Origin of the sequence: Streptosporangium sp. NPDC000563, from assembly GCF_040299985.1 — a bacterium.
In the GTDB taxonomy this organism is placed as follows: Bacteria; Actinomycetota; Actinomycetes; order Streptosporangiales; family Streptosporangiaceae; genus Streptosporangium.
Genome location: NZ_JBEPDA010000001.1, coordinates 1,472,255 through 1,488,064, shown reverse-complemented (window position 1 = coordinate 1,488,064; position 15,810 = coordinate 1,472,255). Strand labels below are relative to the sequence as shown.

Sequence of the window (15,810 nt, the reverse complement as noted above, 5' to 3'; positions counted from 1 at the left end):
CCCATGCCCATCACCACCGAAGTCAAGAAGCTGGCCGAGTCCAAGCCGTTCTACGCCGTCGCCGGGGCCGGCGACTTCGCCGTCGAGAAGCTCCTTGAGCTTCCCGAGCAGATCCACAAGCTGCAGGGCCGCCGCGAGGAGATCCGCGAGGCCGCGAAGGACCTCCCGGGGAGGGCCAGGCAGCTCGCCGGAAAGGCCGAGGTCTACGCCAAGGACTTCCCGGTGAAGGCGCGCGACTACGCCGACCACATCGCGGGCAGGGCCAACGAGCTGTACGAGGAGTTCGCCAGCCGAGGCCGCAAGGTCGTCTCCAAGACCAGCGGCGAGATCGCCCTGGAGCTGGAGGAGGTCTCCGAGGCCGCCGAGCCCGCGATCGCCGCCGCCCGGACGTCCAAGAAGGGCACCCGCGCCACGAAGTCCAGCACGTCGGGCACGACGAGGACCTCCTCCAGGACCTCCAGGACGTCCGGCACGACCAAGAGCTGAGCGAGCCCTTCGCGAAACCTGCCGGCCGGTCCGGCGGACCTCACGAAACCCCCGGACCCGCCCGGCCCCCGCGGACTCGCCACCGCTTCACGCGGCGGGGCCGTGCACGAGCTCACGGCCACCTCCATGAACCCCGTGAGGCGGCGACCGGACGACGCTCCGGCTCCAGGACCCGCTCCGGCGCGGCCGGGACGGGTCCTTCGCCGCCCGAGGGCCGTACCCGGCGCCGGGAACGAGCCGGACCGACGTGACGGGCGCGAGAACGAGCCACCGGCGCGGTCCGGTACGGACGGACGAGTCCGGCGCGGGCCGGAAGCGAGCCGCCGGCCCCGGCCGGTAAGAACCGAGGGCGGCGCGAACGGGACTTTCGGCATTAGGCTGAGGGAGACCGGCGAGGCGAACGTTCTGGAGAGACGATGATCGAAATCCACGGTGCTCTGGACCTGGTCTTCTGGATCCTGGCCGTCGGAGTGTTCGCACTGTCGGGCTGGGCGCTCATCCACGCGGTGAAGACCCCGGCGCGGGCGTTCGCGGCCACCGGCAAGCAGACCAAGAAGCTGTGGCTGGTCATCCTCGGGCTGGCGGCGCTGTTCGGCTTCGCCGCCGCGGTGCAGTATCTCAGCGTCCTGAGCATCTTCACGATCGCGTCCGTCATCGCCTCGGGCATCTACCTCGCCGACGTGCGTCCCGCCGTGGGGGAGATCGGCAGAGGCGGCGGCAACCAGGGACCGTACGGACCCTGGTGACGCGGGGACGCGCCACGGTGCGGCTCGCGCGGGGTCAGGGTGACCGGAGTCCGCAGTGACCCCGACGGCCCCGACGGCCCCGACGACTCCGACGACTCCGACGACCGGACCGCGTCGTGCGATCGGGGACGGTACGCACCCCGGTGACCCACCCCGAGCCGGGGCCCGTCGTGCCCTCGCGGGGGGAATCTGCTTGCCCAGCGGGATTCCTGCCGGTAGACACACCGAATGATGTTCGCGCGCAAACCCACACTCCCCGGAGAGCACGTGACGCTCCGGCCGGTCGGTCCCGAGCACGTGGACGGCCTCTGGGAGCTGGTCAACGACCCCGAGACCGTCCGGCTGACCGGCTCGCACGGCAAGCCCGACTACGAGGGGCTGAAGGCCTGGTACGGCTCGCGGGGCGACCTCGACGACCGGCTGGACCTGGCGATCTGCACCTCCGGTGACGACGCCTACGTGGGCGAGATCGTGCTCAACCAGCTCGACGCCGACAATCTCTCCTGCAACCTGCGCATCGCGCTGATCGGCCCCCGGGCGTACGGGAAGGGCTACGGCAGCGAGGCGATCCGGCTCACCCTCGACCACGTCTTCCGCACCACGCCGCTGCACCGGGTGGGCCTGGAGGTTTACGCCTTCAACGAACGGGCCGCGCACGTCTACCGCAAGCTCGGGTTCGTCCAGGAGGGTGTCTGTCGTGACGCCCTGCACCTAAACGGGGAATGGTATGACTCCGTAATCATGTCGATACTTGCCCCTGACTGGGTTGTCAGGGAAATTTGACATACACAAGGTGATTTTTCGGAAACATCTTTTGACACTTCCGAAACAATGCTAGGTTCAATGGGAGCGCTCCCACCTGTGCGGAATCTTGGTGTGGAGGAAGTTATGACCGATCTACCCACACTTGCCCAGGTCGCGGCAGAGGCAGGGGTTTCCCCGGCCACGGCGTCCCGGGTACTCACCGGTTCAGTCAGAGTCAGCACGTCGGCTCGTAGGCAGGTGCATGACGCAATATCGCGTCTTGGTTATGTAAGGCATCGCGCTCCCCGTGGCGGCTCCGGCCGCCGATCCGACCAGGTCGTGGCCATCGTGGTCTGCGAACCCGCGCACCGGCTGTTCACCGAGCCGTTCTACGCGCGGATGATCACGGCTGCGGAGGAGGTCCTCACCGGACACGGCGTCCCCCTCGCCGTGATGACCGCCACGGCGGCCACCTCCACCATCGCCACGCCACCGCTCGTCGCAGGAGGCATCGACGGCGTCCTGTTGATCGCGGCCCGCGACAGACATCCGCTCGTGGTGACCCTCGCCGCCTCGGGCATACCCGTACGGAGTGCGGGCCGTCCCCCAGACGGCATCGACCTCCCCCACGTCGACATGGACAACCGCGACGGCGGTCGGCAGGCGGCGGAACACCTGCTGCTCGGCGGCCGGAAGTCCATCGGCGTGATCGCGGGCCCACCCGCCCTTCCGGCCGCTCGCGACCGGCTCGACGGGTTCCTGCAGACCCTCGCGCTGGCCGGGATGACCAACGTGCCGGTCGCGTACGGCGACTTCAGCCACGCGTCGGGCGTGCACGGCATGCAGTGGCTGTTGCGCAGGATGCCGCACGTCGACGCGGTCTTCGCCGCCTCCGACGTGATGGCAGCCGCGGCGCTGCAGACCCTGCGTCGTGCCGGCCGCCGGGTGCCGGAGGATGTGGCCGTCATCGGGTTCGACGACGCCCCCACCGCCCGGCGGACCTCACCCACGCTCACCACCGTCCGCCAGCCGGTGGAGGAGTTCTCCGCACTCGCCGCCCGGCTGCTGCTGCTCTCCATGGGCTCGGCCGGCTCTCCCCGCGACAATCCCGTACTCCCCACTGAGCTGGTGGTCCGTGAGTCCGCCTGACCAGCACGTCGGGCTTCGCGCGGGAGATGTGCTCACCCGCAGGTATCTGTTGCTGGAGCGCATCGCGTGGGGGGGCATGAGCGTCATCTGGCGTGCCTTCGACCAGTCGCTCCAGCGGATGGTCGCCGTCAAGCTGCTGGACGGCGAACTGGGTCTCGATCGAGGGGAGCGCGAGCTGATCCGCAGGGAGGCGCGTGCCACCGCGCGCCTCATTCACCCCGACGCGATCGAGGTCTACGACTACGGGGAGACCGTGACCTCGCAGGGGCGCCTCGCCGCGTACGTGGTGATGCGCCTGCTGGACGGACGCCCGCTGGCGGACCGGATCGCCGAGGGCCCGCTGCCGTGGGCGGAGGCGGCGATGATCGCCGCCAGGCTGGCCACCGTGCTGGCCGCCGCCCACGAGCGGGGCATCGTGCACCGGGACGTCACCGCCGAGAACGTGCTGCTGACCTCGACCGGCGCCAAGCTGCTCGATTTCGGCATCGCCGCCCTCATCGGGGAGGACGGCGACGACTGGACCTCCGAGTACGGGACGCCTCCCTACGTGGCTCCGGAGCGGCTCACCGGCACGGTCGCGGATCCGGCGAGCGATATCTACGCGCTGGGCGTCCTGCTGTTCGAGATGCTCACCGGCGCCCCCCCGTACCCGGAACGGACCTGGGAGGAGATCGAGAACGTCCGCAGGGAGGGACCTCCGCCGGTGGCGGAGGTGCCGGGCATGCCCGCGCGGATCAGCGCGCTCTGCCAGGTCTGTCTGTCGCACCAGCCTGAGGCCAGACCCAGGGCCCATGAGGTGGCCGACGGTCTGACCGCGGCCCTCAGGACACCGGCCACACCCCTGACCCCGGTGCACTCGGCGGGCAGGGGTGGGCTGGGGCGCTGGGTGGTGGTCGCGACGGTGGCGGCTCTGCTCGCGGGACTCCTGGTGTGGAGCCGGATCTCCGGCTCGCACAACGAGCAGGTCGCCGGTCCGCAGGGTCGCGGGACGGCACCGCCCACGGTCCTCGACCCCACCACCGCCTACCCGCAACCGGGCACGACTCCGCTTCCTTCTCCTACTTCTCCTACCCGAAAGTGGGGTGGGCAGATGGCGGAACCGGCGCCCGGGTCGGAGGCGATCCACTCCTACGCACCGAACCTCAACCAGAGTGTGCGGCATTTCAACGACGTGCTCGCGAAGGGGGAGGACGAGGGCAAGATCCGCCCGGACGTGGCCCTGGACCTGCGGCAGGTGCTGGCCAACAGCGTCTGGGGCTCCGGCGACCTCGACCCGATCCGAAGAAAGATCGCCGAGCGCAACCGGGAGGGCTCGCTGCCCGACGACTTCCGCCACGCCCTGGAGGCCCAGTTGATGCTCGTGACGGTCGCGTTGACAGGCTAGAAAACCAACCGGCCGGAAAGTCGAAAAACGCGCCCGGGTCCTCTCGCTTCTTGAATCGAGAGGACCCGGGCGCCGGCTTTGGGAGTCTGTCGTATTCGCCGTTTCCGACATCGTCGGTGAAACCTCGGATGAACACCGACACCCGGCCGAGGCGAATTCCCGGTCACCTTTTATCCTTGACAGGATCGGCGGCGCCGAGTTGTTCCCGCGGTTTTCACCGGACGGTCAGAACGCGTGCCATTCGGCGGCGGGTTCGGGTCGCGCCCGCCGAAGGGGATTCACCGACGGTGACCGCCGGCCCGGACGCCGGGTGCGGGAGACGCGGCCCGGCCGGTGAAACTTTCACGGAACGACAGGCGAGCCGAGGTCGCACAGGGCGAGTTGGGACGGGGTGCGGGCACGGCATCGGGGCGAACCGGTTCCCACGGTGGTTGACGGGAGCGGGGCGGGCGCCGAACCATGGCGAGCGCGTCCGGCCGCACCTTTCGATCGCGAGGTTCTCACCCCGCGAACAGATCACGTCCTTGAAGGGCCCTTTCCATGAAAGTCCTGCGTGTTCGCAGGTGGCCTGCGGCGCTCGCGGCGCTCGCGGTCACCTCGGCGCTGGCGGTCGCGCTCGGCTCCTCCCCGGCCGGTGCCGCGGCCGGGACCGGCACCGGTTACCTGCGCACCTCCGGCAACAAGATCGTCGACAGTACGGGGGCGACCGTCCGGCTGACCGGTATCAACTGGTTCGGCATGGAGACCGACAACAAGACCTTCCACGGGTTGTGGTCGAACAACCCGTGGAGAGGCCAGATCGACAAGATGGCCTCGCTCGGTTACAACACCCTCCGCGTACCGTTCTCCAACGACGCGCTCAAGCCCGGCGCGGTCGCCAGCGGCGTGAACGACTTCGTCAACCCCGACCTGGTCGGCAACAGCCCGCTGCAGATCCTCGACAAGGTCATCGCGTACGCCGGAAGCAAGGGCATGCGGATCATCCTCGACCGGCATCGGCCGACCGCCGCCGGGCAGTCGCCGCTGTGGTACGTGCCCGCGACGCCGGAGAGCACCTGGATCAACGACTGGAAGGCACTCGCCCAGCGGTACGCGGGCAACACCACCGTCATCGGCGCCGACCTGCACAACGAGCCGCACGCCGAGGGCACCAACCCGGCCGCGACCGGGGCGTGCTGGGGCTGCGGGGACACCGCCCGCGACTGGCGGCTCGCCGCCGAGCGGGCGGGCAACGCGGTGCTCTCGGTCAACCCCAACTGGCTGATCTTCGTCGAAGGCGTGAGCTGCCCGAGCGGGGGCCTGTCCAACGTCTGGGACAACGACCCGAGCAACGACGAGGACTGCGGCTGGTGGGGCGGCAACCTGTCGAAGGCCGGGGAGTTCCCGGTGCGGCTGAACGTGGCGAACCGGCTGGTCTACTCGCCGCACGACTACGCCACCTCGGTCTACCGCCAGGCGTGGTTCGACGCGCCGAACTATCCGGCGAACCTGCCCGCGGTCTGGGACAGGTACTGGGGCTACCTCTACAAGCAGAACATCGCCCCGATCATGCTCGGCGAGTTCGGGACCACCATGCAGGCGCCCGTGGACAAGGTCTGGCTCCAGGAGTTGATGAAGTATCTGGGCACCGGGGTGAACGGGATGTCGTTCACCTACTGGTCGTGGAATCCCAACTCGGGTGACACCGGTGGTATCGCCAAGGACGACTGGAGCTCGATCAACCAAGACAAGCAGGACATCCTCCAGCCGTACCTGATCGCACCGGTCGGCGGGGGCGGCACCGGTACGCCCACCCCGACACCGACCCCCACCCCGGGTTCCGCGGCCTGCGAGACCTCCTACGCGCTCACGAACTCCTGGTCGGGAGGTTTCCAGGCCGCACTGACCGTGAAGAACACCGGAACCTCGGCCTGGAACAACTGGTCGGTGCGCTGGACCCTGCCGTCCGGGGTGACGCTCGGCAGCGGCTGGAACGCCACCGTCACGCAGAGCGGGACCACCTTCACCGCGAAGGCCCCGAGCCACGCGACCAGCCTCGCGGCGGGCCAGTCCGTCGTCGTCGGATTCACCGCCAACGGGCCCTCCACCCCCGGCGCGTCCGGCATCACCTGCACCTGACCTCGCACCGTCGATCCCGCACCCGGTCCTGACGCGTCATCTCGTCGGACCGTCGAGGGCGTGCCGCCGAGCGGCACGCCCTCTGTTCGTTTCACCCACCGGAGGGCGGTCCCGCCCCGGATCGAGATATCCCGGAAAACAACACGGCCACATCTCTCTGATATGAGCCGATAACCACGCAATAAAGCATCCCGCATGTCGTATGACAGATACGACACCGCCGATCAGTAGGGTCAGAGAAAATGGCGCATCATCGGCAATGCGCCTGGACGGAGAAATACCGAAAAGAAAAGGAAAGCATTGTGACAGGAATTGGTCGTTCGTATACCGCCTCGCGAAATACCGCTCGTTCCTGGCCGGCCGGGATCCTGACCGTCGTGTTCGCATTGGGCTGCGTCGCCGCGACCCCGCACGCGGCGAACGCGGCGACGCCGCCGCCGCTCGGCACCGCCGCGAACTTCGCGGTCCTGGCGGGGACGGCGGCCACCGGCACCGGCCCCACCGTGGTCACCGGGGACCTCGGGGTGAGCCCGGGATCGGTGGTCACCGGCTTTCCGCCCGGCGTCGTGGTCGGCGCCGTCCACGCCGCCGACGCCACCGCCGCGCAGGCCCGACTCGACCTGACCGCCGCCTACGACGACGCGGCGGGACAGCCCGTCGACGCCACCCTCCCGACTGAACTCGGCGGGACCACCGTGACTCCCGGCACCTACGACTCCGCCACGGGCGCCTTCGCGATCACCGGGGAGTTCACCCTCGACGGACAGAACGACCCGAACGCCGTCTTCATCCTCAGGACGACCTCCGACCTCGTCACCACCTCCGCCAGCACGGTGAACCTCGTCAACGGCGCCCGGGCGTGCAACGTCTTCTGGCAGGTCGGCGGTTCGGTCACGCTCGGCCCCGGCTCCGGCTTCGCCGGAAACGTCCTCGCGCTGACCTCGATCACCGTGGCCACCGGCGCGAACGTCGCCGGCCGTCTCCTCTCCCGCGAAGGCGCCGTCATCCTGGACACCGGCATCGTCACGGCGGCCCACTGCGCGGTCTCACCGCCGAGGGAGACCGCCACCACGCTGGCCACGGCGTGCTCACAGAGGGCGGCGGGCCGGCTCGTCCTCACCGCGAACGTCATACCCTTCGGGCCCACGGCGCCCACGGGCTCCGCCGAGTTCTTCTCCGACGGGGTGAGCCTGGGTACGGCCCCGATCGGGACGAACGGCCGCGCCCTCCTGCCGGTGACCGGCATCGAACCGGGAACCCACCTGCTCGTGGCCGCCTTCCCCGGCAACACGGACCTGGATCCCAGCGCCTCCCCATCGCAGCCCCTGGTCGTCGGCCGGAACGGGCTCTGCCCGGCCCAGGCGCAGGCGACGACAGCGGGGGCGGAGAACGGGAAGAACAAGGGGGGCCAGGGCATCAAGAGCAGGCAGCACAGCGGCAACGCGATCAAGACAAAGGACCGTGAGCGCGGGCATCGCCGCCACCGCTCGTGGGCCGGGTGCCGCCGCCACCCGCGTTAGCGCCCCGCGCCGGGAGTTCGCCGCGTCCGGGCACCCGTTCGCGTGTCGTCTCCCGGGCCGCGTGTCCGGCCTTCCCGTACCCCGGGACCATCGAGGGCGTGCCGCCTGGCGGCACGCCCTCTCGTGATGAGCGGGGGCGTGCCACGGCGCTCATTCGGCGCGGGAAATCGTCGGACGTGGACGCTCACGGCGGAGGTGCGAGGTCCACGGACGCCACAGCATTCCCTTGGATATCCACACAAACAATAACATGGCCGCATTTTCATGACGCTCACCGCGGGCAACGCGACAAAACAATCCGCATGTCGTACGACGACCGCACCGCCAAAGGTCAGTAGTGTCGGAAAAACGGCGCATCATCGGCAATGCGCATGAACGGAGAAATACCAAAAAGAAAAGGAAAGCATTGTGACAAGAATTGGTCACTCACGTATTGTCGCTCGAACCACCGTCCACTCCTGGCTGACCGGGGCACTCACCGTCGCGGTCGCACTGGGCTGCGTCGCCGCGGCCCCGCACACGGCCCAGGCGGCGAACACGACGCGTCAGACCGACCCGGTGCACCCGGCACCCGAGACGCCCGGGACGCCCGGGACGCCCGGGACGCCCGGGACGCCAGATACGCCCGAGGGGGACGCGATGGCACCGGTGTCGCTCGGTACGGCCACGAACTTCGCGATCCTGGCGGGAAGGACGGTCACCAACACCGGTTCCGGCGTCGTCACCGGCGAGCTGGGGGTGAGCCCGGGATCGGTGACCACCGGTTTCCCACCCGGCGTCATGGCCGGCGCCGTCTACGCGGCCGACCCCGTCGCCGCACAGGCGCAGACCGACCTGGCCACCGCCTACCGGAACGTGGTGGGGCTGCGCGGCACCGCCTCCCTCCCAGCGCAGCTCGGGGGGACCACCGTGAAACCGGGCGTCTACAACTCCGTCTCCGGCGCTTTCCAGCTCACCGGGGAACTGACCCTCGACGGACAGGGGAACCCGAACGCCCTCTTCGTCCTGCGGGCACCCGGCCTGATCACCGCGCCCGCCAGCACGGTGACTCTCGTCAACGGCGCCCAGGCGTGCAACGTCTTCTGGCAGGTCGGCGGCTCGGCCACCCTGGGGGCCGACTCCAGCTTCGCCGGGAACCTCCTCGCGCTGACCTCGATCACCACGGCCGACGGCACGACCGTGAACGGCCGCCTTCTGGCCCGTGAGGGCAGCGTCAGCATGGACGACACCACCGTCACACGATCCGCCTGCACGGTCATGCCGCCGAGGAAGACCTCCACCAAGCTGGCCGCGTTCTGCGATCCGGAAGCGCCGGGTCACCTCACTCTCGTCGCGAGCGTCACCTCCTCGGGGCCGGTCCCGCCGGCAGGGCCTGTCGAGTTCTTCGCCAACGGGGTGAGCCAGGACAGGACCCAGTCCGACGCCACCGGCCGCGCGACCCTGATCGTGTCCCAGGTACCGCAACGAACCCATGAGTTCGTGGCCGCCTTCGCGGGCACGAACCGGCTCGATCCCAGCTCCTCACCGGTGCTGACCATGGTCGTCGGACCCAAGGGGGTCTGCCCGGCGTCGACGGCGAGCCCGACCTCCACCGCCGGCCCCCTCTCCGCCGGTGGCACGGGCGACGCGGGCGACGCGCGCGACGACAAGAAACGCAACCGGAGCACCATTACGTATCCGCCCAGGGAAAAAATGTTCAAGGCGAAGAACCGGGAACGCAACCGTCACCGGCACCCACGGTCCGGACACCATCGCCATCAGCGCTGAAAACACCGGAGGAGAACATATTCTCGGCCTCCGAATACGCCGGGGACTTCAGAGTCTTCGGACGCCTCCGAGGGTCGGAGAACTCTGAGAGGTGAAGCGATCGGCCGAGGTTCGAAAAATCGAGAATTCCCGAGGAGTGCCGCCCGGGAATTCCCGGGCGGCACAAAAGCGCATCGCTTTTCCTGTCGCGGCTCCTCCTCGTCGTTCGCCTTTCCCGGTCGCCGTCGCCGGCCGGGGTGAGGCCCCGTGAGAGCCACCCGCCGTCCGACGCAGGCGAAGCCGTCCCACCGGCCGTCTCGTCGGCCGGTGGGGCGAAGCACCGCGACAGGAAACGAGCGGTTCACCACACAGACCACCGGCCATCGGCAGATGGGGCGGAGCACCTCGGCGAGGAAGGCGCAGGCCGCTCGGCCGACGGCCGGCGGGGGAAGCACTTGACGGCGGAAGGGCAGGCCGTCGCACAGCCCACCGAACACACCGGAAGGGCGGGCCGCCACGCGCCCGCCGGAGACGCCGGGGACGCCGAGGACCCGGATGGATCGGTGGCCGCCCCGGGCGGCGGGCCCGGGGTTGGAGACACCCGCACAAACAAGCACTCGGCTGGAAAGATCAACAGTTCTGAAACTTTCACGGTTCGTGAAAAAGGCCGACCGGATCACAGCAGCCTGGCGGCATGGGCCGTGAAACATCGGCGTAACCGGAGGCACATGCCATTGACATCCCGTTCACCGCCTCCAGAATCCTTTATGGGAGCGCTCCCACCCCCTCTCTCCCTAGCTTGATCCGATGCGGTGTCACCACCAGCGGATTCGCATCGATCCCCACTCACGGAGGCCCATTTCATGCATCTGTTCCCCATCAAAGCGGGAGCGCTCCCACGCTTCCGGAGACGGATCGCCGCTCTGGTGTTACTCAGCCTGGCGGCCGGGACGACCACCGCACTGGCGGCCTCCCCCGCCCTCGCGGCGGTCTCCTGCGATGTGACCTACACCACCAACGACTGGCAGGGCGGCTTCACCGCCAACGTGACCGTCAAGAACCTGGGTGACCCGCTGACCGGGTGGACCCTCGGGTTCGCCTTCCCGACGAGCACCCAGAGGGTCTCCCAGGGTTGGAGCGCCACCTGGGCGCAGAGCGGCCAGAACGTCACCGCGAGGAACCTCGACTGGAACGGCAACCTGGCCACCGGTGCCTCGACCAGCATCGGCTTCAACGGCAGCTGGTCGGGTTCCAACCCCAAGCCGACCTCCTTCACGATCAACGGCACCACCTGTGGGGGGACCACCCCCGTCAACCAGCCGCCCACCGCGAGCATCACCAGCCCGGCGGCCGGGGCGACCTTCACCGCGCCCGCGACGGTGGCGATCGCCGCGAACGCGACCGACAGTGACGGCACCGTCTCCAAGGTCGACTTCTACAACGGCACCACGCTGCTGGGCACCGACACCACCGCCCCGTACACCTACAGCTGGGCGAACGTCGCCGCCGGAAGCTACTCCCTCACCGCGAGGGCGACCGACGACAAGGGGGCGACGACCACCTCCAACCCGGTGGGGATCACCGTCACCGCCAACTCGAACCCCGCCGTGCTCGTCACCCCGGCCACGATCGCCGTCCCCGAGGGCGGCACCGCCGACCTCGCGGTGAAGCTCTCCAGGGCCCCGTCCTCGAACGTCACCGTGACGACCGCGAGGACGAGCGGTGACACCGACCTCACGGTCGCCTCCGGCGCGTCGCTGACCTTCACCAGCTCCAACTGGAACACGGCGCAGACGGTGCGGCTCGCGGCGGCGGAAGACGCCGACCAGACCTCCGGCACCGCGGTGTTCACCTCCAGCGCCCCCGGCCACACCTCGGCCACCACGACCGCCACCGAGGTCGACAACGACTCGGGCGGCGGCGACAACGAGTACATCCAGCGCTTCGTCACGATGTACAACAAGCTCAAGGACCCGGCGAACGGCTACTTCTCGCCGGAGGGCGTGCCCTACCACTCCGTCGAGACCTTCCTGGTCGAGGCGCCGGACCACGGGCACGAGACCACCTCAGAGGCCTACAGCTACTACCTGTGGCTGGAGGCGGCGTACGGCAAGGTGACCGGCGACTGGACCAAGTTCAACGCCGCCTGGGCCTCGATGGAGAAGTACATCATCCCGGCCACGGCCGACCAGCCGACCAACGCCTCCTACAACCCGTCCAAGCCCGCCACGTACGCCGGCGAGTGGGACGACATCAAGCAGTACCCGTCCAGGCTGGACAGCGGCGTGAGCGTCGGCGTCGACCCGATCGCGAACGAGCTCAAGACGGCCTACGGCACCAGCGACATCTACGGCATGCACTGGCTGCTGGACGTGGACAACACCTACGGCTTCGGCCGCTGCGGTGACGGGACCACCAAGCCCGCGTACATCAACACCTACCAGCGCGGTCCTGAGGAGTCGGTCTTCGAGACCATTCCGCAGCCGTCCTGCGACACCTTCAAGCACGGCGGCACGAACGGGTTCCTGGACCTGTTCACCGGCGACAGCGCGTACGCCAAGCAGTGGAAGTACACCAACGCTCCCGACGCCGACGCGCGCGCCGTCCAGGTCGCCTACTGGGCGCACACCTGGGCCACGGAGCAGGGCAAGGCCTCGCAGGTCTCCTCCACGATCTCCAAGGCCGCGAAGATGGGCGACTACCTTCGCTACGCGATGTACGACAAGTACTTCAAGAAGCAGGGTTGCACCAGCACCTCCTGCCCGGCCGGAACCGGCAAGGACAGCTCGGCCTACCTGCTGAGCTGGTACTACGCCTGGGGTGGCGCCTACGACACCTCCGCCGGCTGGTCCTGGCGGATCGGCTCCAGCCACAACCACTCCGGTTACCAGAACCCGATGGCCGCGTGGGTGCTGTCCAGCGTGGACGCGCTCAAGCCCAAGGGCGCGACCGCCGTGCAGGACTGGACCACCAGCACCAAGCGGCAGATGGAGTTCTACCGCTGGCTCCAGTCGAGCGAGGGCGCGATCGCCGGTGGCGCCACCAACAGCTGGCAGGGTCACTACGCGGCCCCGCCGTCGACGCTGCCCACCTTCTACGGGATGGCCTACGACTGGCAGCCGGTCTACCACGACCCGCCGTCCAACCAGTGGTTCGGCTTCCAGGCGTGGTCGCTGGAGCGGGTCGCGGAGCTCTACTACGCGACCGGTAACGCCGACGCCAAGCTCGTCCTGGACAAGTGGGTCAAGTGGGCCACCGACAACACCACGATCAACGCCGACGGGACCTACCAGATCCCCTCGACGCTGATCTGGACCGGCCAGCCCAACACCTGGAACCCGAACAACCCCACGCCCAACACCAACCTGCACGTGAGCATCAGGGACTACACGACCGACGTGGGCGTGGCGGGCTCGTACGCCAAGGTGCTGATGTACTACGCGGCCAAGTCCGGTGACGCCACGGCCAAGGCCGTCGCCAAGGGTCTGCTCGACGGCATGTGGCGTAACAACCAGGACGCCAAGGGCGTCTCGGTCGTCGAGACCAAGGCCGACTACAACCGCCTCAACGACCCGGTCTACGTGCCCCCGGGCTGGACCGGCAAGATGCCCAACGGCGACGTGATCAACTCCAACTCGACCTTCCTGTCCATCCGGTCCTTCTACAAGAACGACCCGGACTGGCCGAAGGTGGACGCCTACCTGAAGGGCACGGGCCCCGCCCCGTCCTTCAACTACCACCGGTTCTGGGCGCAGGTGGACGTCGCCGTCGCCCTCGCCGAGTACGGCCGCCTCTTCCCCTGACCACCCGCCCCCCGGGTCCGGCTCTCCCCCGGGCCGGACCCGGGCTCTACCCCCTGAGACCTCGGGGCGTGACGGTACCCCTGACCTGCCGTCACGCCCCGAGCACCACCTCCGAGAGGCGCACCCCCCATGAAGAAGACCCTGGCGGCGCTCGCGCTGCTGGCGTTGGCGGCCGTGCCGGTGACGGTGTCCGCCACCGGCGCCCAGGCCGCGGCGCCCGCCTTCGCGTACGGCGAGGCGCTGCAGAAGTCCCTCTGGTTCTACGAGGCCCAGCAGTCGGGACCGCTGCCGAGCTGGAACCGCGTCAGCTGGCGTGGCCCCTCCGGGCTCGGCGACGGCCAGGACGTCGGTCGTGACCTGACCGGCGGCTGGTACGACGCGGGCGACCACGTCAAGTTCGGCCTGCCGATGGCGGCCAGCGCGACGATGCTGGCCTGGGGCGCGGTGGAGTACCGCGACGCGTACGCCTCCTCGGGGCAGCTCACCCACCTGCTGAACAACCTCAGGTTCGTCAACGACTACTTCATCAAGGCCCACCCGTCGGCGAACGTGCTGTACGGGCAGGTCGGCAACGGCGGCAAGGACCACGCCTGGTGGGGCCCCGCCGAGGCGATGCAGATGGAGCGGCCCTCTTACAAGATCGACGCCTCGTGCGGGGGATCGGACCTGGCCGGCGAGACGGCGGCGGCGATGGCGGCCTCCTCGATCGTCTTCCGTCCGACGGATCCGACGTACGCCGACACGCTGCTGACGCACGCCAGGCAGCTCTACACCTTCGCCGACACCGTGCGGAAGAAGTACAGCGACTGCATCACCGACGCGTCGGGCTACTACCAGTCGTGGAGCGGCTACAACGACGAGCTGGTCTGGGGCGCGATCTGGCTGTACCGGGCCACCCAGGAGGCCTCCTACCTGACCAAGGCCGAGTCGTACTACGACAACCTCGGCACCGAGCCGCAGTCCACCATCAAGTCCTACAAGTGGACGATCGCCTGGGACGACAAGTCCTACGGCGCCTACGTGCTGCTGAACAAGCTGACCGGCAAGCAGAAATACCTCGACGACGCCAACCGCTGGCTCGACTTCTGGACGGTCGGCGTGAACGGGCAGCGGGTGAAGTACTCCCCCGGCGGCCACGCGGTGCTCGACAGATGGGGGTCGCTGCGTTACGCGGCCAACACCTCGTTCGTCGCGCTCGTCCACTCCGACTCGATCACCGACGCGACGCGGAAGGCGCGGTACCACGACTTCGCGGTCAGGCAGATCAACTACGCCCTCGGTGACAACCCGCGCAACTCCTCGTACATGATCGGGTTCGGCGCGAACCCGCCGAAGAACCCGCACCACCGCACCGCGCACGGCTCGTGGACCGACCAGATGACCAACCCGGTCGAGACCCGGCACACCCTGTACGGTGCCCTCGTCGGCGGCCCGCCCGACCCCGACGACAAGTACACCGACAAGCGCGACGACTACGTGATGAACGAGGTCGCCACCGACTACAACGCGGGCTTCACCAGTGCCCTCGCCCGCCTCTACCGCGAGTACGGCGGAGCCCCCGCCGCGAACTTCCCCGTCGCCGAGACCCCCGACGGCCCCGAGATCTTCGTCGAGGCCGGGGTGAACGCCACGGGCTCGACGTTCACCGAGATCAAGGCGATCGTGAGGAACCAGTCGGCCTGGCCGGCGCGCGCGCTGACCAACGGCTCCTTCCGCTACTACTTCACCCTCGACGGCGCCACGACCGCGAGCCAGGTCTCCGTGACGTCCGCCTACAACCAGTGCAAGGCACCGACCGGGCCGACCCTGCTGTCCGGGAAGACCTACTACGTCACCGTCGACTGCTCGAACACCTCGATCGCCCCCGCGGGCCAGTCGCAGCACCGGCGCGAGGTGCAGTTCCGCATCGCCAGCACCGGGACGTGGGACCCGTCCAACGACTGGTCGTACACCGGTATCCCCACCACGCCGGGCGCGACCCCGGTGCGGACGCAGAACATGACGGTCTACGCGGGCACGACGAAGATCTGGGGCAACCCGCCCGGTGACGAGCCGGCGGACACCGTGGCGCCGTCGCGGCCGGGCAAGCCGGTCGTCTCCGCGATCACCGGCAG

9 protein-coding genes and 1 pseudogene are annotated in these 15,810 nt (G+C 69.0%); all 10 read left to right on the top strand.

Annotation, left to right across the window (positions count from 1 at the left end; all coding sequences use genetic code 11):
• The first annotated feature begins 3 nt into the window (after positions 1-3).
• A complete protein-coding gene (locus tag ABT352_RS07060; protein WP_350943144.1) occupies positions 4-486 on the top strand; it encodes a hypothetical protein in 483 nt (160 codons plus the stop codon).
• 416 nt (positions 487-902) lie between these two features.
• Positions 903-1,232 (top strand): DUF2516 family protein, encoded by a 330-nt coding sequence (locus tag ABT352_RS07055; protein WP_350943142.1) that lies wholly within the window; start codon positions 903-905, stop codon positions 1,230-1,232.
• A gap of 228 nt (positions 1,233-1,460) precedes the next feature.
• A complete protein-coding gene (locus tag ABT352_RS07050; RefSeq protein ID WP_350943141.1) occupies positions 1,461-2,015 on the top strand; it encodes a GNAT family N-acetyltransferase in 555 nt (184 codons plus the stop codon).
• Positions 2,016-2,063: 48 nt separating this feature from the next.
• Positions 2,064-3,125, top strand: coding sequence for a LacI family DNA-binding transcriptional regulator (locus tag ABT352_RS07045; RefSeq protein WP_350943139.1), 1,062 nt, complete (start codon positions 2,064-2,066; stop codon positions 3,123-3,125).
• Complete coding sequence (locus tag ABT352_RS07040) at positions 3,112-4,509, top strand: serine/threonine-protein kinase (RefSeq protein WP_350943137.1); 1,398 nt, start codon at positions 3,112-3,114, stop codon at positions 4,507-4,509. The genes ABT352_RS07045 and ABT352_RS07040 overlap by 14 nt, the downstream gene beginning before the upstream one ends.
• 540 nt (positions 4,510-5,049) lie before the next feature.
• Positions 5,050-6,627: a cellulase family glycosylhydrolase gene (locus tag ABT352_RS07035; RefSeq protein ID WP_350943136.1), complete on the top strand. Its 1,578-nt coding sequence runs from the start codon at positions 5,050-5,052 to the stop codon at positions 6,625-6,627.
• A gap of 377 nt (positions 6,628-7,004) precedes the next feature.
• Positions 7,005-8,147 carry an ice-binding family protein gene (locus ABT352_RS07030; RefSeq protein WP_350943135.1) on the top strand — a complete coding sequence of 381 codons (1,143 nt, stop codon included), beginning with the start codon at positions 7,005-7,007 and terminating at the stop codon, positions 8,145-8,147.
• 408 nt (positions 8,148-8,555) lie between these two features.
• The gene (locus ABT352_RS07025) at positions 8,556-9,914 is read left to right on the top strand and encodes an ice-binding family protein (RefSeq protein ID WP_350943134.1); all 1,359 of its coding nucleotides are present in this window, start codon (positions 8,556-8,558) and stop codon (positions 9,912-9,914) included.
• Positions 9,915-10,756: 842 nt separating this feature from the next.
• The gene (locus tag ABT352_RS07020; RefSeq protein WP_350943133.1) at positions 10,757-13,696 is read left to right on the top strand and encodes a glycoside hydrolase family 48 protein; all 2,940 of its coding nucleotides are present in this window, start codon (positions 10,757-10,759) and stop codon (positions 13,694-13,696) included.
• A 129-nt stretch (positions 13,697-13,825) separates the two neighbouring features.
• Positions 13,826-15,810, top strand: a pseudogene (locus tag ABT352_RS07015) (glycoside hydrolase family 9 protein); the annotation flags it as partial.